This window comes from Zhihengliuella salsuginis (genome assembly GCF_014651715.1).
GTDB lineage: Bacteria > Actinomycetota > Actinomycetes > Actinomycetales > Micrococcaceae > Zhihengliuella > Zhihengliuella salsuginis.
Window position 1 is genome coordinate 96105 of sequence record NZ_BMXK01000009.1, and the last position, 14637, is coordinate 110741.

Annotated in this window: 14 protein-coding genes and 1 tRNA gene; 10 read left to right on the top strand and 5 right to left on the bottom strand. The window is 71.3% G+C overall.

The window, feature by feature from the left end:
* Positions 1 to 12: 12 nt before the first annotated feature.
* The 5 genes from IE069_RS11245 (at position 13) to ilvA (ending at position 4849) form a co-directional block, all read left to right on the top strand.
* Positions 13 to 86: transfer RNA gene (locus tag IE069_RS11245), tRNA-Leu, on the top strand.
* A 201-nt stretch (positions 87 to 287) separates the two neighbouring features.
* A complete protein-coding gene (locus IE069_RS11250) occupies positions 288 to 1094 on the top strand; it encodes a Bax inhibitor-1/YccA family protein (protein ID WP_189350548.1) in 807 nt (268 codons plus the stop codon).
* Between the two features lie 250 nt (positions 1095 to 1344).
* Positions 1345 to 2283, top strand: coding sequence for an aldose 1-epimerase family protein (locus tag IE069_RS11255; RefSeq protein WP_189350549.1), 939 nt, complete (start codon positions 1345 to 1347; stop codon positions 2281 to 2283).
* The gene (locus IE069_RS11260; protein ID WP_189350551.1) at positions 2274 to 3569 is read left to right on the top strand and encodes an AI-2E family transporter; all 1296 of its coding nucleotides are present in this window, start codon (positions 2274 to 2276) and stop codon (positions 3567 to 3569) included. Before IE069_RS11255 ends, IE069_RS11260 begins: the two co-directional genes overlap by 10 nt.
* 26 nt (positions 3570 to 3595) lie before the next feature.
* Positions 3596 to 4849 (top strand): threonine ammonia-lyase, encoded by a 1254-nt coding sequence (gene ilvA, locus IE069_RS11265; protein WP_189350553.1) that lies wholly within the window; start codon positions 3596 to 3598, stop codon positions 4847 to 4849.
* Positions 4850 to 4949: 100 nt separating this feature from the next.
* On the opposite strand, the gene greA is transcribed toward ilvA, so the two are convergent.
* Together greA and IE069_RS11275 are read right to left on the bottom strand one after the other, a co-directional pair.
* Positions 4950 to 5441 carry a transcription elongation factor GreA gene (gene greA / locus IE069_RS11270; RefSeq protein ID WP_189350555.1) on the bottom strand — a complete coding sequence of 164 codons (492 nt, stop codon included), beginning with the start codon at positions 5439 to 5441 and terminating at the stop codon, positions 4950 to 4952.
* Positions 5442 to 5618: 177 nt separating this feature from the next.
* A complete protein-coding gene (locus IE069_RS11275; RefSeq protein WP_189350557.1) occupies positions 5619 to 6074 on the bottom strand; it encodes a DUF4307 domain-containing protein in 456 nt (151 codons plus the stop codon).
* A gap of 110 nt (positions 6075 to 6184) precedes the next feature.
* Here IE069_RS11275 and mca point away from each other — a divergent pair, with 110 nt between their 5' ends.
* The 3 genes from mca to IE069_RS11290 all read left to right on the top strand — a co-directional run bounded on the left by mca (position 6185) and on the right by IE069_RS11290 (position 9790).
* Positions 6185 to 7117: a mycothiol conjugate amidase Mca gene (gene mca / locus IE069_RS11280; RefSeq protein ID WP_268245178.1), complete on the top strand. Its 933-nt coding sequence runs from the start codon at positions 6185 to 6187 to the stop codon at positions 7115 to 7117.
* A gap of 94 nt (positions 7118 to 7211) precedes the next feature.
* The gene (locus tag IE069_RS11285) at positions 7212 to 7571 is read left to right on the top strand and encodes a hypothetical protein (protein ID WP_189350559.1); all 360 of its coding nucleotides are present in this window, start codon (positions 7212 to 7214) and stop codon (positions 7569 to 7571) included.
* Between the two features lie 44 nt (positions 7572 to 7615).
* Positions 7616 to 9790 carry a thioredoxin domain-containing protein gene (locus IE069_RS11290; RefSeq protein ID WP_189350560.1) on the top strand — a complete coding sequence of 725 codons (2175 nt, stop codon included), beginning with the start codon at positions 7616 to 7618 and terminating at the stop codon, positions 9788 to 9790.
* On the opposite strand, the gene trhA is transcribed toward IE069_RS11290, so the two are convergent.
* Entirely contained in the window at positions 9765 to 10511 is a 747-nt protein-coding gene (gene trhA, locus IE069_RS11295; RefSeq protein ID WP_189350561.1) for a PAQR family membrane homeostasis protein TrhA, read from the bottom strand. The genes IE069_RS11290 and trhA overlap by 26 nt on opposite strands.
* Positions 10512 to 10644: 133 nt before the next feature.
* Between trhA and IE069_RS11300 the strand changes: the two genes are divergently transcribed.
* Both IE069_RS11300 and phoH2 read left to right on the top strand, forming a co-directional pair.
* A complete protein-coding gene (locus IE069_RS11300; protein ID WP_189350562.1) occupies positions 10645 to 11418 on the top strand; it encodes an isoprenyl transferase in 774 nt (257 codons plus the stop codon).
* Positions 11419 to 11705: 287 nt separating this feature from the next.
* Positions 11706 to 13106, top strand: a complete 1401-nt coding sequence (phoH2, locus tag IE069_RS11305; protein WP_189350716.1) for an RNA 5'-3' helicase PhoH2 — start codon at positions 11706 to 11708, stop codon at positions 13104 to 13106.
* A 30-nt stretch (positions 13107 to 13136) separates the two neighbouring features.
* Here the strand turns inward: phoH2 and IE069_RS11310 are convergent, their stop codons facing one another.
* Positions 13137 to 13778: a GNAT family N-acetyltransferase gene (locus IE069_RS11310; RefSeq protein WP_189350564.1), complete on the bottom strand. Its 642-nt coding sequence runs from the start codon at positions 13776 to 13778 to the stop codon at positions 13137 to 13139.
* The gene (locus tag IE069_RS11315) at positions 13772 to 14620 is read right to left on the bottom strand and encodes a hypothetical protein (RefSeq protein WP_189350566.1); all 849 of its coding nucleotides are present in this window, start codon (positions 14618 to 14620) and stop codon (positions 13772 to 13774) included. The genes IE069_RS11310 and IE069_RS11315 overlap by 7 nt, the downstream gene beginning before the upstream one ends.
* Between the last annotated feature and the right edge of the window lie 17 nt (positions 14621 to 14637).

Below are 14637 nucleotides of genomic sequence, written 5' to 3' on the forward strand. Positions count from 1 at the left end.
GACTGGCAGGGCGCCCCTATAGCCCAATTGGCAGAGGCGGGAGACTTAAAATCTCTGTGTTGTGGGTTCGAGTCCCACTGGGGGTACCCCGTCGCCGCGCTGGAAGCGCGGCGCCATGAATCAGCCCCGCGGCCCGGTGTCACCGGCCCGCGGGGCTTTTTCGCGCCCGGGTGGCGGCCCGGCCGGGATTCGGCTCAGGGCGCAGGCCGCGGGCGGGAACTCGCGGTGCCGGCCGGGCGTTGAACCGGTAGGCTGAGAAGCACGATCAACTATTGAGGAGCACACTCATGGCACTTGGGGGAAACCCGGTCTTCAACTCGCGGAACTTCCGCGAGCAGACGGGCGGAGGCGGCGTCGCCGCCGGCCCGCGTCAGTCGCAGGACATGAGCGCCGACCAGCTGCGCGATCTCTACAGCCAGCGCTCGGCCGGCCCGGCCGAGACCGGCCGCATGACCTACGGCGACGTCATCAACAAGACGATCTTCTGCTTCCTCGGGATCCTGGCCGGCGCCGTCGTCGGCTGGCAGCTGCCGGGCCTGATGCTCATCGGCCTCATCGTCGGCCTGGTCCTGGGCCTGGTGAACTCCTTCAAGAAGGAGCCGTCGCCGGTCCTGATCATGCTCTACGCGCTCGCGGAGGGCCTGTTCCTCGGCGGCATCTCCGGGGTCATCGACAACCTCTACCCGGGGGCGGCCATGCAGGCCGTGCTCGCGACCCTTTCGGTGTTCGCGGTGACGCTGCTGCTCTACCGCTCGGGCAAGTACCGCGCCACCCCGAAGATGACCCGCATGTTCACGATCGCGATGGGCGCCTACCTGGTGTTCTCGCTCGTGAACCTCGGCCTGATGATGTTCGGCGTCACGGACTCCATGTTCGGCCTGCGCTCGGGCTGGATCGGTCTCGCGATCGGCGCCCTGGCCGTCCTGCTGGCGACCTACGCCCTGGTCCTCGACTTCACGTCCATCCAGCGCGGCGTCGAGCACGGCGCTCCCGCCAAGTACTCCTGGTCCGCGGCCTTCGGCCTGACGGTCACCATGGTCTGGCTCTACGTCGAGATCCTGCGCATCATCGCGATCCTGCGCGGCGACGAGTAGCCGCCCACCCCGTACGACGACGGCGCCTTGCAGCGTCCGTGTCCCGCACCTTCCGCCGGTCCTCCGGCGGCGCGGGACCGGCAGCGGGGCGCCGTCGCCGTGTCATGGCCGTTCGTCACCCTGCCGGGAGCGGCAGCCGGACATGCGGCAATCTGACCACCCCCGTCCCGAAGGTGTCACGCATTCCGCGTGATTCGTGTTCGGGCGCTAACGTGGAGCCATGAGCGCGCGCGAGTATTCACCAAGCAGCATGAACGCCACATCCAGCGCGGCCGGCGCCTCGATCTCCGGCGAGCAGTTCAGCATCCGCCGCGGGGGAGGTCAGGCCGTGATCGCCGCGCTGGCCGGGGCCCTGCGCGAGTACCGCCGCGACGGCGTCGACCTCGTCGAGAGCTTCGACGCCGATGCGACGCCGCCCTTCGCCGCGGGCATCCTGCTCGCCCCGTGGCCCAACCGCATCGCCGGCGCCGCCTGGGACCTCGACGGCGCCACCCAGCAGCTGGACGTGACCGAGGCCGCCACGGGCAACGCGATCCACGGCCTCCTGCGCAACACCGGCTACCGCGCTCTCGAGCACGGGGACCACCATGTGACGATCGCCGCCGAGATCTACCCGCAGCACGGCTACGCGTACCGGCTCACGCACACGGCGCGCTACGAGCTCGATGCCGACGGCCAGCTCGCCGTCACCCAGCGGCTCGCGCACCACGGCTCGCTCGACGGCGGCCCCGCGCCCGCCGCGCTCGGCGCCCACCCGTTCCTGCGGGTGGGGGACGTGCCCACGGACGAGCTGCGTCTTACGACGACGGCCACGTCCTTTCTGCCGGTCGACGAGAAGATGATCCCCGTCGGCACCGCGGACGCCGCCGGAGACATGGACTTCCGCAGCGGCCGGTTGCTCGACGGCTTCCGGACCGACACGGCCTTCGGCGGGCTCTCCCTCGACGACGACGGCCGCTACCACCACCGCCTCGACGCCCCGGACGGCCGGGGCGTGGAGCTCTGGGCCGACGCCACATGCCCCTACGTGCATATCTTCGTGACGGACAAGTTCCCGGGCCGGGACGCGGCGATCGCGATCGAGCCGATGACCGCCCCGGCCAACACGTTCAACACGGGGGAGGGGCTGACCTGGCTGGCCCCCGGCGAGGAGCTCGTCGCGCACTGGGGCATCACCTCGTGGCTGTAGAACCCGAGGCCCGCGCCCCGCGCCGGACGGACTCCGCCGACTCGGTCTCCTTCGGCGTCCGCGTCGCCGCCTCGTGGGCGTGGCGCCTGGCGATCGTCATCGGCACCACGGGCCTGCTGGTCTGGCTGCTCGGACACCTGTCGCTGCTGATCGTCCCGCTGATGATCGCCGCCCTGCTCTCCGGGCTGCTGAGCCCCATCGTCAGCCGCCTGCGCCGGATGCGCGTCCCGTCCGGACTCGCCGTCGGAATCACGCTGGTGGCGTTCCTGGGCCTCGTCAGCGCCCTCGTGACGGTCGTCAGCCGGACAATGGCGCGGGGGTTCGAGCCGCTCTGGCTCCAGGCCGTCGACGGCCTGCAGACGGTCGAGGAGTGGGTCTTCACGGGGCCGCTGCAGTTCTCCAACGACGACATGGCCGACCTGACCAACGAGACGCTGGAGCAGCTGCGCAACAACAGCTCGGAGATCCTCTCCGAGGCGCTCTCGTGGGGCTCGACCCTGGGCCATATCGTGGCGGGCATCCTGCTGGCGCTCTTCGCGCTCATCTTCTTCCTCCTCGAGGGGCAGCGGATCTGGGCCTTCATCGTCCGGCTGCTGCCGGGCCAGGCCCGTCTCCCGGTCGACGGCGCAGGCCGCCGCGGCTGGCGGAGCCTCGTCAACTACGTGCGCGTGCAGCTCTTCGTCGCCTTCGTCGACGCGCTCGGCATCGGCATCGGGGCCGTGATCCTCGGCGTCCCGCTCGCGGTCCCCCTCGGCGTGCTCGTGTTCATGGGCTCCTTCATCCCGATCCTCGGCGCGCTCGTCACCGGGACGGTGGCCGTGCTGCTGGCCCTGGTCGCCAACGGCTGGGTCAACGCCCTGATCATGCTGATCGTGGTCCTCGCGGTGCAGCAGGCGGAATCGCACATCCTGCAGCCGCTCGTGATGGGCAAAGCCGTCAGCCTGCACCCGCTGGCGGTCGTGCTCGCCGTCGCCGGCGGCACGATGCTCGCCGGCATCGCCGGCGCCCTCTTCGCAGTGCCGCTGCTGGCGATCGCCAACACCGTCATCAAGTACCTCGCAGATCGCGGTTGGGAGCACGACCCCTCGCTCCCGCCCGCGGCGGCGGGCCCACCCCCGGCCCCCGCCCCGGCGACCGGCAGCGCCCCGCGCGTGCCGGACGCCGCCCACGCACCGTCGTCGTCCACTGCCGACGACGGGCCCGCCCCCGCGGACCTCGACGGCGAAGAACCGCCGGGCGCGGAGGACACCCCCACCCGAAGTCCGAGTGAGAGGCACGGAGCATGAGCCCCACCGACACCCAGAAAGACCCGATGACCACCCAAGATGCACTCCCCGTGTCCGTGACCGACGTCGAATCGGCGGCCGAACTGCTCGCCGGCGTGGTGGACCGGACCCCGATCCAGCACTCCCGGGCGCTCGGGCTGCTCAGCGACAGCGAGGTCTTCCTCAAGTGCGAGAACCTGCAGCGGGCCGGCTCCTTCAAGGTGCGCGGCGCGTACGTGCGCATGGCGCGCCTCTCGGACGAGGAGAAGGCGCGCGGCGTCGTCGCCGCGTCCGCCGGCAACCACGCCCAGGGCGTGGCGCAGGCCGCCCGGGCGCTCGGGATCAAGGCGCGGATCTACATGCCGCTCGGCGTCGCGCTGCCGAAGCTGACCGCGACCAAGGACCACGGGGCCGAGGTCATCCTGCACGGCCACAACGTCGACGAGGCCCTCGCCGAGGCCAAGCGGTACGCGGACAGCTCGGGCGCCGTGTTCGTGCACCCCTTCGACAACGCAGACATCATCGCGGGCCAGGGCACGATCGGCCTCGAGCTCCTCGAGCAGCTGCCCGACGTTGACACGGTGGTCATGGGCGTCGGCGGCGGCGGGCTCCTCGCCGGCGTCGCGACGGCGGTTAAGGCGAAGGCCCGCGAGCTCGGCCGGGAGATCCGGGTCGTCGGCGTGCAGGCCGAGCACGCCGCCGCGTACCCGCCGTCGCTGGCCGCGGACGCGCTTGTGCCGCTGGAGAAGGTCTCCACGATCGCCGACGGCATCGCCGTGGGCACGCCCGGCCAGCTGCCGTTCCAGATCATCAAGGAGCTGGTCGACGACGTCGTCACGGTCTCCGAGGACTCCCTCGCCCAGGCGCTGGTGTTCCTGCTCGAGCGCTCCAAGCTCGTCGTCGAGCCGGCGGGCGCGGTCGGCGTGGCCGCGCTGCTGGAGGGCAAGCTGGCCGAGGCCGGCATCGACTCGAAGAAGACGGCGGTCATCCTCTCCGGCGGCAACATCGACCCGCTGCTGATGCTCAAGGTCATCCAGCGCGGCCTCTCGGTCGCGGGCCGCTACCTGACCGTGCGGATGATGCTGGAGGACCGGGCCGGCGAGCTCGCGACCATCTCCCGCGTCATCGCCGAGTCGGACGCCAACGTGACCCGTGTGGACCACACGCGCATCGGCGGCTCGCTGTCGATGGGCGACGTCGCCATCACCATCGACATGGAGACCAAGGGGCACGTGCACTCGGAGACGGTGCTGAACAACCTGCGCGCCGAGGGCTTCCAGCCGGTCATCGTCAAGCTCTAGCGTCCCGGCCCCGGGGCGGCCGGCGGGTACGACGACGTCGGGGCGGCCACCTGCGAAAGGTGGCCGCCCCGACGTCGTACTGCTGGGTTCGTGCTCCGGGTCAGCCGGTGAACGGCTCGGCCGAGAGGATCTCGACCTCGATCGTGCGGCCGTTCGGCGCCTCGTAGGAGAGCTTGTCGCCGACCTTCTTGCCGTGCACGGCGGTGCCGATCGGGGACTTCTCGCTGTAGACCTCGAGGTCCGAATCGCCGGCCACCTCGCGGCTGCCGAACACGAACGTGGTCTTGTCTCCGGCGATGGTGGCCTCCACCAGCATGCCGGGCTCCACGACTCCGTCGTTGGCCGGGGATTCGCCGGCGTTGGCCTTCTCGAGGAGGCTCTTGAGGTAGAGGATGCGGCCTTCGGCCTTGGACTGCTCCTCGCGGGCGGCGTGGTAGCCGCCGTTCTCCTTCAGGTCGCCCTCGGAGCGGGCCTGCTCGATGCGGTCCACGATCTCCTGGCGACCTGGACCCTGCAGGTGCTCGAGCTCAGCGCTGAGGCGGTCGTAGGCCTCCTGGGTGAGCCACACTGCGGCTTCGTTGTTCGTAGACACGTGTCTCTCCTTGATATGTCATAGACCACGGCAAATAACCGTGAATCATTCGAAGTATCCTAGCCAGATACGGTGAAAGTCCCAAGAAACGCGGCGCCGCCGGGTCGAAAGCGGGTTAAACGTGCATTTGCCGGCCGCTGTCGTTACAGTCCGTCGATGACGACGGCGTGGGACGGGTCACAGCGACCAGCACTCGCCCACATTACCCGAAACTCCGAGATATTCGGTGCGCACGTCCACGGTGCGCCGCGTCGACTCGCGCCCGTCCTCGCCGCTGGCCTCGAGTGTCACGGTCTTCCAGCCGACAACGGCATAGGTCTCGTCCAGGACCTGGACCCCGCACTGTACGACGTCGGCGGCGTTCTTCTCCACGTGGAACGTCACCCGGGCGCTGGTCTCCGACTCGATCTCGAACGCCACGTCATCGTAGTTGATCTGGTTCGTGTTGGCGATCCCGGCGTACGCCGCGAGCCCGACACCGACCGTGAGGGCGCCTGCCACGAGCACCGTTTTCAGGCGCCGGCTCATCGACCGCTTGGGGGCGCCATAGCGATTGGCTAGGCTGGGAGCCGGATCGGTGGATCCGGTCTCGCCGGGCGCGGTCGTTGCGTTTTCGGCAGATCGGGAAGTCATCGGCACCAGTTTACGTTGTCAGAGGGTGGAAGGGTGTCGCGCGAGTGGCGCGTCACCCGCGAACAACCGGCAACGTATCGACGATCATGGTTTGAGGGAGACGCACACGCGTGGACAATTCTCGGAAGATCCCAGTTCCCAACTCGGAGGGGCTGCGGCTCCTCGCGGTGCACGCGCACCCGGACGACGAGTCCAGCAAGGGCGCGGCGACGATGGCGGCCTACCTCGGCGCGGGGGCCCGCGTCATGGTGGCCTCCTGCACGGGTGGTGAGCGCGGGGACATCCTGAACGCGGCGGTCGGCGAGCTGGCGCACGCCCACCGCGACCTGCCGGGCGTCCGCCGCAAGGAGATGGCGGAAGCGGCGGCCGCGATCGGGGTCGAGCACCGCTGGATCGGGTACGTCGACTCGGGCCTGCCCGAGGGCGACCCGCTGCCGGCGCTGCCGCCGGGCAGCTTCGCGCTGCAGCCGGTCGAACGGGCAGCGGCGCCCCTGGTGAAGCTGATCCGCGAGTTCAAGCCGCAGGTCATGACGACCTACGACGAGAACGGCGGCTACCCGCACCCGGACCACATCCAGTGCCACAACGTCTCCGTCTTCGCCTACGAGGCGGCGGCCGATCCGGAGTTCCGGCCGGAGCTCGGCGAACCGTGGAGCGTCTCGAAGGTCTACTACGACCGCGGATTCTCCCCGGACAAGTTCATGACACTGCACCGCGGCATGCTCGATGCCGGCATGGAGTCGCCGTACGCGGAGCGGGTGAAGTTCCTCGAGGAGAACGAGGACCACCAGATGTTCAGCTGGGTCAAGAGCCACCCCACCACCACCAAGGTGTACTCGGGCGAGTTCTTCGACGCCCGCGACGCGGCCCTGAAGTCCCACCGCACGCAGATCGACCCGGACGGCTTCTTCTTCGCGGTCCCCAACGAGATCGCCGCCCTGCACTACCCGTGGGAGGACTTCACGCTCGCCAGGCACCGCATCGACGGCTACGAGCTCGCCGACGGGGCGCCGGAGTCCGATCTGTTCGAGGGGCTGCGCTAGCCCCCGCCATTTCGACATCTGGTAGAACAGCTGGCGTAGAATGGTGCGGGGCCGGATGCCGCCGGCCCCGCACCGCTTGCACCGCAAAGAAAGTGTGATCATCTCCGTGAACTTCATGCTGGTCATGGCCTCGGCCGACCCGTCCCTCCTCGAGGCCCCCACCGGCGACGCCGCCCGCGAGATCGGCCCGGGCTTCGCCGGGTTCGTCGCGACGGCCCTGATGGTGGTCGCCGTGATCTTCCTGATCCGCGACATGGTCCGCCGCATCCGCCGGGTCCGCTACCAGGGCGAGGCCGAGCAGCGCCAGAGCGACCTCGTCGAGCGCGGCAGGCAGTACGGGCAGGACGACGAGGACGAGACCGGCTCGGGCAGCGCCGGGACCCGGGGCCAGGGGACCGGCGACGCGGGGACCGACGACGCCGGGCACGGCGGGGGCCAGACGCCCCGCACGTAGGCCGCGGCCTCCCGCGCGAGCGGTGTCGATGCCACAATGGCCGCATGACCAACCGGCTGTCCGACGCGCACTCCGCCTACCTCCTCCAGCACGCCCACCAGAGCGTCGACTGGTGGCAGTACGGCGAGGCCGCGTTCGCCGAGGCCGCCCGCCGCGATGTGCCCGTCTTCCTGTCCGTCGGCTACGCCGCATGCCACTGGTGCCACGTGATGGCGGCCGAGAGCTTCGACGACGAGACGGTGGCCGGCTACCTCAACGAGCACTTCGTCGCGATCAAAGTCGACCGCGAGGAGCACCCCGACGTCGACTCGGCCTACATGGCGGCGACGCAGACGCTGACCGGGCAGGGAGGGTGGCCCATGAGCGTCTTCGCGCTGCCCGACGGCCGGGCCTTCCACGCCGGGACCTACTTCCCGCCCGCCCCGCGGCAGGGCCTGCCGTCCTTCGGCCAGGTCCTCTCCGGCGTGCACGAGGCCTGGACCGGGCGGCGCGACGCCGTCGAGGAGCAGGCCGGCCACCTGGCCGACTACCTCGGCGAGATGGCCGACGCCCAGCGGGATCTGCTCGGCCTCCCGGCCGGGGACGACGACGGCGCGCCCGGCCCGCTCGATCCCGTCCACCACGCCGTCCTCGCGCGGCTGGCAGCCCAGGAGGACCCGGCCGGCGGATTCGGGCCGGCACCGAAGTTCCCGCCGTCGTCGTCCCTGGACTACCTGCTCGAGCTCGCCTCCGCCGGCGAGCACCCGGAGGCCCTCGCCCTCGCGGGCCGCACCATCGCCGCGATGTCCGCCGGCGCCCTGTTCGACCACGTCGGCGGCGGCTTCGCCCGCTACTGCGTGGACGGCGACTGGCGCGTCCCGCACTTCGAGAAGATGCTCTACGACAACGCCCAGCTGCTGCGGCACACGGCCCGCTTCGCCGTCCTCGCCGACGACCCCGACCAGCGGGAGCTCGCGACCCGGCTCGCGGCCGGCACGGCCGATTGGATGCGCCGCGAGCTGTTGCTGGTCGACGAGTCGGGGCGTCCGGCGGGGCTCGCCTCGTCGCTCGACGCGGACACGGTGATGGCGGACGGCCGCCACGTCGAGGGCGGCACCTACCTCTTCAGCCGGTCCGCGCTCCGCGCCGTGTCGGAGGACGCGGGGGTCTGGGAGACCCTGGCGCCGGTCCTGTCCGGGCGCTCGCCCGAGGAGCCGGGCGCGCCGGCGGCGCGGGTGGCCGCGGCCGGGTACGACGACGTCCCGGTCACCATCGCGTTCGCCCGCACCCCGACGGCCGAGCAGTGGCGGGCCTGGGACGCGGTGGTCCCGGCGTTGCGTGCGGAGCGCCGGGAGCGCCCGCAGCCGGCCCGCGACGACAAGGTCGTGGCCGGGTGGAACGGGCTCGCGGTCCGGGCCCTCGCCGAGGCGGGCCTCCTGCTCCGCGCACCCGATCTGATCGACGACGCCGCACGACTCGGCGAGTACCTCTGGCGCGAGCACTATTCCCGGACCGACGCGTCGCTCGCCCGGCTGGCCTACCGCCCCGGCGGCGGGCTGCTCGAGGACTACGCGGGCGTCGCCCTCGGCTTCCAGGCCCTCGCGACGGCCGCGGGGCAGGCGCCGGCCGGCGGCGGAGGGGCGGACCCCGCGCTCTGGGTGCAGCGCGCACACGAGGTGCTCTCCGCCGCCGAGGAGCGCTTCGGCCTCCTCCCCGGCGGCGAGGCGACGGACGCGCCGCTCACGGACCTCCTGTCGGCGGCCCGCGGCGGCAGGGCGCCGATGGAGGGCATGGACTCCGCGACGCCGAGCGCGCTCGCGCTCTACGCGACGGCGCTGCTGAACCAGGGCGGCTTCGAGGCCGACGGCGCCCGGATCCGGCGGGCGGCCTCGCTCGTCGACCACGTGCGCCGGGTGGCGGAGAAGGCCCCGGCCCAGTTCGGGACGGCGCTGGCGGCGGCCGTCCGCGGGGAGCGGGACGCGAGCCTGGCCGTCGCCGGCGGCACGCGCGCCCAGCGCGCCGAATGCCTGCGGCTCGCCGTGCGCGGCGGGACGGTGGCGCTCGAGGCGGGCGGCGGCGTCGTGCCCGACGGCGGTTCACCGCCCGCCCTGGCGCGGGACAAGGCGGCCGGGGACGACGGCGGACTGCGCGCCTACCTGTGCCACGGGCACGTCTGCGCCGCCCCGGTGGAGGACGTGACGACGCTCGAGGAGGCTATGCTCCGAGGACCGCGAACATGATCGCGATGTAGTGGCAGACGAAGCCGCCGACCGTGAAGGCGTGGAAGAGCTCGTGGAAGCCGAACCACTCCGGGTGCAGGTTGGGGCGCTTGAGGGCGTAGAAGACCGCGCCGGCGATGTATGCGGCGCCGCCGGCGCACACGAGGACGGCGGCCGGGACGCTCGCGGCGAAGAAGTCGCCGATGAAGATCAGCGAAGCGAGCCCGAGCAGGACGTAGACCGGGACGTAGAGCCAGCGCGGCGCGTGCGTCCAGATCAGACGGAACGCGATGCCCAGCACCGCGCCCGTCCAGACGCCCGCCAGCAGCCACGTGGCCTTGGTCTGGGGCAGGAGGAAGGCCGCCAGCGGGGTGTAGCTGCCGGCGATGATGAGCATGATGTTCGTGTGGTCCAGCCGCTTGAGGACCAGCCTGACCTTCGGCGACCAGTTGCCGCGGTGGTAGACGGCGGAGACGGAGAACAGCAGCAGGCCGGTGACGGCGTAGACCGTGGTGGTGACCTTGCCGAGGGTGCCCGGGGCGAGCACGATGAGCACGATGCCCGCGGCCAGGGCGACGGGGACCATGCCGGCGTGGATCCAGCCGCGCAGACGGGGCTTGAACTCGTCCAGATCGATTGTCCGGATCTTCAGCTTGGTGCGGAGCCGGCGCGCGGCCGTGGTGCTGAGGGGACGCCCGGTTCGACCGGTCGGGCGGGGCCCCGAGGGGGCGCTGTTCTGCATGGTTCCAGCCTAACCTACCGGGTGGTAGCAGTCTGTGGCGCGCCTCTCGATACGGAGGCGACTCCGGGGAGGCGCCGGGAGGCGGTAGCGTATGAGGGTGCACCACGGGCGCGAGGTGACGGAAGGAGGCGCCGTGAAACTGCCGACGGTCCTCTACCGGTACTACGAGCGACGGCTGACGAAGTTCCTCACACGGGAGCTGCCCGCCGACAAGCTGCCCGCCCACATCGGGATGATGGTCGACGGGAACCGGCGGTGGGCCAAGCTCGCCGGCGCGCCGACGTCGCACGGCCACCAGGCCGGCGCGGACAACATCCTGCAGTTCCTCGACTGGTGCGACGACCTCGGGATCCGCAACGTCACGCTGTACATGCTCTCGACCGACAACATGAAGCGATCGGCCGGGGAGATCGAGATCCTGGTCTCGATCATCGCGAACCTGCTCGACCGGCTGGGGGAGAACCCGAGCCGGCGCGTGCACCCGGTCGGCGCCCTCGAACTGCTGCCCGACTACCTGGCGGAGAAGCTCTGCGATCTGGCGGACCGGACGCAGGCGGCCGACGGGCTGGTCGTGAACATGGCGGTCGGCTACGGCGGGCGCCGCGAGATCGTCGACGCGATCAAGGAGCACCTGCGCACGGAGGCCGCCGCGGGGAAGACTGCGGAGGAGATCGCCGACGCGCTCGTGATCGACGACGTCTCCCGGTACCTCTACACCCGCGGGCAGCCGGACCCCGACCTGGTGATCCGCACGTCGGGGGAGCAGCGCCTCTCCGGCTTCATGACGTGGCAGAGCGCCTACAGCGAGTTCTACTTCTGCGAGGCCCTCTGGCCCGACTTCCGCAAGGTGGACTTCCTGCGCGCCCTGCGCGACTACGCGCGGCGCCAGCGCCGCTTCGGCTCGTAGCCCCGGCTCTGCCCGTTCACTCGAAATTAACGGCGCCTTCCCTAGGAAAACTACAACCATGGGATTAGCGTGGGCAGCAGGACGGCAAAACGCCGTCCCACCGGAAACGCCACCTGAAAGAGCATGATCATCCGCATCTCGCTCGTACCACCCCAGGGAGGCCGGACCCGGCCTCACGGCCGCCCCGGCGAACCCGAACCAAACCACCGGGGGCCACGCGCACCCGAGTGGGTGACTGATGGGGAGTGACAGTGGCTGCAAACGCTGAAACCACCAACGAGCGCACGATGCCGGATGGGGAAGTCCGGGGTAGCGCACACGGGGAGCAGACTGAAGTGGAACCGTCCACCGGCCCGCTGGCGGCAGCGGCGGAGGCCGTCGCGGTGGCCGAACGGCAGAGCGTCGGCACGAAGTCCTACGTGCTGGACACGTCGGTGATGATCTCCGACCCGAAGGCCGTCCTGCGCTTCGCCGAACACGAGGTGATCGTCCCGATCGTCGTCATCGCCGAGCTGGAGAAGAAGCGGCACGACGGCGAGATCGGCTACTTCGCCCGCCAGGCGCTGCGGCTGCTGGACGAGATGCGCGTGACCAGCGGGGGCCTGGACAAGCCGATCGGGCTCCCCGGCGGCGGCTCGCTGCGCGTCGAGCTCAACCACGTCTCGACCGAGGTGCTGCCCGTGGGCTTCCGGGGCAGCGACAACGATTCGCGGATCCTGGCGGTCGCCAAGAACTTCGCCGACGAGGGGCGCGACGTCACGGTCGTCTCCAAGGACCTGCCGATGCGCGTGAAGGCCTCGGCGATGGGCCTGCAGGCCGACGAGTACCGCAACGAGCTCGTCGCCGATTCCGGGTGGACCGGGACCGCCGAGGTCGCCGTCGTGGACGACGACGTCAGCGAGCTCTACAGCGGCCAGGCCGTGCACATCGCGGAGGCGGCCGGGATGCCGACCAACACCGGCCTGGTCATCCAGTCCAATCGCGGCTCGGCGCTCGGCAGGGTCTGCGACGACGGCCTGACCCGGCTCGTGCGCGGCGACCGGGAGGTCTTCGGCCTCCACGGCCGCTCCGCGGAGCAGCGGCTCGCGATCGACCTGCTCATGGACCCGGAGGTCGGGATCGTCTCCCTCGGCGGCCGGGCCGGCACCGGCAAGTCGGCCCTCGCGCTCTGCGCGGGGCTCGAGGCCGTGCTGGAGCGGAACGAGCACAAGAAGATCGTGGTCTTCCGCCCGCTCTACGCGGTCGGCGGCCAGGAGCTCGGCTACCTGCCCGGCAGCGAGAACGAGAAGATGAACCCCTGGGCCCAGGCCGTGTTCGACACGCTCGGCGCGCTCGTCAGCCCCAACGTCATGGAGGAGGTCGTGGAGCGCGGCCTCCTCGAGGTGCTCCCGCTGACCCACATCCGCGGGCGCTCGCTGCACGACTCGTTCGTCATCGTCGACGAGGCCCAGTCGCTCGAGAAGAACGTGCTGCTGACGGTCATGAGCCGGATCGGCCAGAACTCGAAGATCATCCTCACCCACGACATCGCCCAGCGCGACAACCTCCGGGTCGGCCGCCACGACGGGGTCGCCGCCGTCGTGGAAACCCTCAAGGGCCACCCGCTCTTCGGGCACATCACCCTCACCAGGTCGGAGCGCTCGCCGATCGCCGCGCTCGTCACCGAGCTGCTCGAGGGCACGGCCTGACCTTCCCGCGCCTGCCCCGGCCCGCCCGGGTCAGGGCAGGCGCAGGAACGCCGCCACCGACTCGTGCCCGCGCACGCCGAGCCTCCAGGCGGGGCGGCGGAAGGTCTCCGGGGTGACGCGCACGTACGCCACGTCCTCGATCTTCTCGCCCCACAGCTCGCGCCGCACGCCGTTCTCCTCGTAGCCGAGGGTGCGGGAGACGCCGAGCGAGGCCTCGTTCCAGGACGCGGCCTCCGAGCCGGCCAGCGTGGCCCCGAGGACGTCGAACGCGTAGAACAGCCCCGCCGCGCGCATCTCCTTGCCCAGCCCCCGGCCCTGGGCGGAGGTCCGCAGCCAGGAACCCGTGCCGACGCTGCGCAGCGCGCGGAAACCCCGCGCGGTGATGTCCTGCACGCCGACGAACGTCCCGTCGGACCAGACCCCCAGCGGCAGCGTCCACGCGTCCGGGGTCGTCTCGGCGCGCGTGCGCCACACGTGGACGGCGGTGTTGGCGGGCAGATCGACGACCGGCGCCGACGTCCAGGGGACGGAGAACGGGCTGCGCTCCGGCGGGTGGATGCCCGACTGCACGGCGTCGACCATCGCGTCCAGGTCCTCGTCCCGGATCACGCGCATCTGCAGGCGCGGAGTGGTCAGCTCGAGGTCGAAGAGCGGCCAGAGGGGCCTCACCATTCGCCGACCACCCACGGGATGTGGTCGCGGACGTCCGTCAGGTCCACCGAGTGCTCGACGAAGAGGTCGTCGAGCATGTACTCGTCGACGGCGTGGATGGACAGGGTGTGTCCCGCGCCGGCGCCGTCCCCGTCGAGGACCTCCGCCTCCACGCAGACGCTCGTCGCCTCGTCGATGCGCACACGGGTGCGGGGAGCGGGACCGCCCGCACCGATCAGGGGCTGGCCCTCGCAGGCCGGGGCGTAGGAGCGGTTGGGGGTGAGCACGGCCTCGAGCGCCGGGCGCCCGGCATGGATCACGGACGCGAGGCGGTGGAGCTCCACGACGTTCTCGAAGGCGGCCTCGATCGGCACGTCGGCGTTGCCTGCCAGCTCGACGGGGTCCAGCATGGCCGCCCACCGCCCGTCCCCGAACACGGGGTCGCCGTACCGGGCCTCGGGCCGGCGCTGGACCAGGCCCTCGTCGTCGTACACGGGCTGCACCAGCCGCGGCGGCAGCAGCCACGGGGACCGCGAACCCGTGACGTAGAACGCGTCCTTGGACTCGTTGATCCGCGTGGTGCTGAACAGCAGGCGGGAGCCGGCGGACTCGACCCGCAGGGCGTCCGGGCGCCGCAGCCACGCGTTCACGCGCGGAACGGGCACGACGTCGTCGCCCGCCGCCGGCTCGTCGCCCGCCGCCGGCTCGTCGCCCGCCCTGTGCGGGGCGCGCCATTCGACGCTGAAGCGCAGGGTCTCCCAGCGCCAGGGCGAGGACCGGCAGAGTCGCCGGAACCGCGTGGCGTCGCCGGAGGCGACGTTCGAGTCGTCGAGGGCGTTCGGAGTTTCGGCATCGGGGGACATGTCCACAGCCTAAACGC